2 protein-coding genes and 1 pseudogene are annotated in these 3,139 nt (G+C 59.6%); 1 reads left to right on the forward strand and 2 read right to left on the reverse strand.

What is annotated here, in order from left to right:
• Both JWR14_RS35880 and JWR14_RS35885 read right to left on the reverse strand, forming a co-directional pair.
• A pseudogene (locus JWR14_RS35880) lies at positions 1-366 on the reverse strand (hypothetical protein); the annotation flags it as partial.
• 208 nt (positions 367-574) lie between these two features.
• On the reverse strand, positions 575-1,012 hold the full coding sequence (locus JWR14_RS35885) for a hypothetical protein (RefSeq protein WP_299719031.1): 438 nt from the start codon (positions 1,010-1,012) through the stop codon (positions 575-577).
• Positions 1,013-1,936: 924 nt separating this feature from the next.
• Here JWR14_RS35885 and JWR14_RS35890 point away from each other — a divergent pair.
• Positions 1,937-3,139 (forward strand): alkaline phosphatase family protein (locus JWR14_RS35890; protein ID WP_299719033.1); only part of this gene is annotated, 1,203 nt, incomplete at its 3' end.

A 3,139-nucleotide genomic window follows, 5' to 3' on the forward strand; every position in this document is an offset into this window, starting at 1 on the left:
CAGCGTGCTCGCCGCGATCAGGCTCGCCGCTCCCGCGCCATAGATAACAGCAAGTGAGCCGAACCAGCCACGCTGCGTGGCATCGCGGAGAAATAGCGGCGCGACCATTGCGAACAGCAACGCAAACGCGGCAAGGGTCGGCGGCTGATGCGTGTGAACCATCCAGCCGATCGTCATTCCGGCCGTCAGCACGCAGGCAATCGAGCTGCGAAGCGCGGTGTGAAAACGCAGTAGACCGGGATCAGAGCCGAGCAGGCGGGCGAGCAGACGCGATGAAGAGAAGACAGCGCCACGAGTGGTGGGCCGGTGGTCTCGCGCGCGACGGAAACCTCGCGCGACGAAGCATAGGGACGCTGCAATGGACATGTGTAATACCCGGGACAAGTGTCGGTAGCGGCTTGTGGCCGGTTCCGATATGAAAAGTCCGCCTCGCGGCGGACCCTCTTGTTTGTTGCGTCAGGCAAAACGTTCGACCGGGATCACCGGACGAACGCAATGCATGTGACGCACGCGAAGCTGAGCGTCGCCTCGCGTATACCCGCATATTACCGTGTCAAAATTCCTGCACCGGGGTTTACCCGATTTGCGCAGGCCGTCGCATTTCATTGACGGCGCCGCACGCTTCCTCCACGACTTGCGCAAGCTCGGCAAGCTGGGTTTCCGCGGTCGACGTTGCCTCGGCCAGTGACAGGACCGCGGCTTCGAGGTCCGCGGCCGCGCCTTCGTTATCGGAGAAAAATTTCAGGGGCAGGGCCGCGAGGGCTTCGGCATTCGCCGACGCCTGGTCGGTCAGCGCGCACAGCCGCACCAGGTTCTCGCACAAGGATTCAAGGGCGTCGGCTGCGTAGCGGCAAAGGGCGGCATCGCTTGCGGGATCCTGGGCCACTCCGTTCAGCGTGGCTTGCGACTTCTCGACCTCACGCGCGAGCGCGTAGCTCCGGTCACGTGCAGCGGCAAGGCGCACCGCGTAGTCGCTTAGTTGCAAGACCCGCTGCGCCGTATCGGTGAACATCGTGTTCTCCTGTGTCGTCCGGTCGGCCAGATGCGTTTTTGATCAACTGAATCTGGCGCGACCGGACCGCAACAATGTTGTTATGGTCCGGCCGGCGTTCCTCGTCGAGCACGCAGGAGTCGCCGTTGCGGGGCTTCGGGACAGCCAGTGATAGTCGATTAGCTGCCACTGCTCACCTCTTTACGGCATGTAAATCGTAAGCTTTAACGAATTTTTCATATCCCTCTGCTTTTCCGCGGCGGGGGCATGGACAAACCGTAGGCGCTGTCACGATCACCGGCAAATCTTGGCAACAGAGATTAGACAGACCTTGTTAGCGGACGATTTACCCTCTCCATGTTGACCAGCGTCCCCTTCTTTAAACAAACATATTAATTACGTTTTAATTACGTCATCTCTGCGTCAGGGATCTTATTTCTATTATTTAATAATTCCTACACGTGTAATTTCTATCCTCTGGCTTGCTCTTTCCCGACGCCATTCGGATGCGCGTGGCGCCCCGTCACACAAACACGCAAACCGTCCAGAGGACGCTTGTGCTTAACAGACTATCTAGTGTTGACTGGCTGTGCGGCGCCGTGCTCGTGTGCACGATGCTCGCCGCATGCGGGGACCACGATCAACTGCCGGCGTCCACATCGACGCCGGCGCAGTCCTCAATCTCTTCAGTTTCATCCTCTTCCGCTTCTTCTATTCAGCAAACCGATGCATCCGCTTTACCGGGATCGTCGGACATACAACGCTGGGCTTTGCAGCAAACCCAGCCGGCAACATCGACGTCCAGTCTTACGCAAGCACCCCCACCCGCCGCCGCTTCCGATCCCTTGTTGCCCCCGGTTATCCACGAGGCCGAGTGACACAGAGGCGACACGAAAGCGGCCGGCGAGCCTGACCAAGCCTTCCCCCCACGACCGACAGAGACCCATGAACTTAAAAAGCCGACGTGATTTTCTCAGGGCTGCCGCACAGGCCGCCGGTTCCGCCACCGCACTAGGTATCGTGCCGGCTGGCATCCGCAATGCACTTGCCATTCCCGCCAATAACCAGCACGGCAGCATCAAGGACGTCGAGCATATTGTCGTGCTGATGCAGGAAAATCGCTCCTTCGATCATTACTTCGGCACGCTTCAGGGCGTGCGCGGTTTTGGCGATACCCGCGCCGTGCAGCTTCCGAATGGTCAGTCCGTGTTCAACCAGCCGATCGCGGCAGGACTCGGCGAAGTGTTGCCGTTCCGCCCGAGCGCGCCCGATCTCGGGCTCCAGTTCATCCAGGATCTGCCGCACGACTGGACCACGGGCAAAGGTGCTTACGACCAGGGCCGTTACGATCAGTGGGTGCCCTACAAAGGCACGACCACAATGGCGTATCTCACGCGCCAGGACATTCCGTTCCACTACCAGCTCGCTGACGCCTTCACCATTTGCGACGCGTACCACTGCTCGATCAACTCATCGACGGACCCGAACCGCTACTACATGTGGACCGGTTGGGTGGGCAACGACGGCAACGGCGGCGGCCCCGTGATCGACAATGCCGAACTTGGGTATAGCTGGTCGTCGTATCCGGAAGTGCTTCAGAATGCGGGCATTTCGTGGAAGATCTATCAGGATATCGGCATCGGGCTCGATGCAAACGGCTCGTGGGGCTGGACCAACGACGCGTACATTGGCAACTACGGTGACAATGCGCTGCTCTACCTGAATCAGTATCGCAATGCGCAGCCCGGCAATCCGCTGTATGACAAGGCGCGCACCGGCACGAATGCAGCAGCCGGGGATGGTTATTTCGACATCCTCAAGCACGACGTGCAGAACAACACGCTGCCGCAGGTCTCATGGATTGTTGCGCCCGAAGCGTTCTCCGAGCATCCGAACTGGCCGGCCAACTATGGCGCGTGGTACGTCGACCAGGTGCTGCAAATCCTGACGTCGAATCCTGAGGTATGGAGCAAGACGGTGCTGCTGATCAACTACGACGAAAACGACGGTTTCTTCGATCACGTCGTGCCGCCGTTCCCGCCTTCATCAGCCGCTAACGGCAAATCCACGGTCAGCACCGTCAATGAGATCTTCCCGGGCAGCAGCAGTTATCAGGCGGGCCCCTACGGCCTTGGAACACGGGTGCCA

The organism is Caballeronia sp. (genome assembly GCF_028292365.1).
Classification (GTDB): domain Bacteria; phylum Pseudomonadota; class Gammaproteobacteria; order Burkholderiales; family Burkholderiaceae; genus Caballeronia.

Bases quoted from the DNA above. Each gene is read 5' to 3' on its own strand.
- JWR14_RS35885 (WP_299719031.1), bottom strand. From the start codon at position 1,012: ATGTTCACCGATACGGCGCAGCGGGTCTTGCAACTAAGCGACTACGCG.